The sequence below is a fragment of the Xenorhabdus beddingii genome (assembly GCF_002127545.1).
GTDB lineage: Bacteria > Pseudomonadota > Gammaproteobacteria > Enterobacterales > Enterobacteriaceae > Xenorhabdus > Xenorhabdus beddingii.
The window spans coordinates 1-882 of the sequence record NZ_MUBK01000132.1 but is presented as its reverse complement, the minus strand read 5'-3'; the positions used below and the strand labels follow the sequence as shown (position 1 = coordinate 882).

The 882-nt window shown below is 48.5% G+C and carries 1 protein-coding gene; it reads right to left on the bottom strand.

Going from position 1 to position 882, the window contains the following annotated elements:
• Positions 1-882, bottom strand: an 882-nt coding sequence (gene gpJ / locus Xbed_RS18855) for a TipJ family phage tail tip protein (RefSeq protein WP_139837563.1), incomplete at both ends; no start/stop codon positions are given.

Genomic DNA, 882 nt, shown 5'->3' with positions numbered 1-882 from the left:
GAAACGTGGCTCCATTCCGCCAAAACCATCAGGCACCATCTGATCGCAATACTGGGCAATCGCATACAGGGCGAATTTTTCACAGCCAAATGAACCCATTAACTTCCCTATGCCATAACGTGTATGGGTCACCAGATCGTAGAAAATCCATGCCGGATTATTCGTGTATGCGGGTTTGAATCGCCCCGTCCATACGCCGGAGTAAGTGCGGGTCTCAGGGTCATAATTATCAGGAACCTGAACAATCATGCCCTTAATGTGATACGTGCGCTTGGGTGTGTCAGCAAACAATGACCTGTCAATGCGCATACCTACCACGGCACTATTAGGATAGCTCATCAGGGTATCAGTGATTTCGGTATAGCTGGCCCATATCGTACCGTTGCGGAGCTGGTCGCTCTGGCTGTCATCGGTTAGGCGAGTCACCCTGATTTGAAATGGTTTTTTCTTGGGGGCGTCAATGGTATGGGCTTCCAGATATTGACCACTGATTTTACCGGTTATCTGTATGGTCTTTGCATTGTACCAACCAGCCCCTTCATTCACATCGATAGCCAGTTGTACCGAGCTGTTACTCTGATTGCCCTTACCATCAGTTTTAACGAGCTGACTAACCCCCACTGTAAACCTGATTCTATCCACATCCTGATTAGATACCGACCGTAAAATGGGTGTGTCTTTTTTGACTTCAACACCAACGGGTATTTCGCTTTCAATAAACGGGTAATCACTGAGCGGCTCTTGGGCTTGAGTACCGGCACGCCATTGCACAGTAACGCCATGAATGTTGGGGTTGCCATTTTTATCTACAACCGGAGTGCCATTAATCCGGAACCCGTGCAAACCACCGACAGGTCCTTCTATTTGCCCCTCGCTAACCAG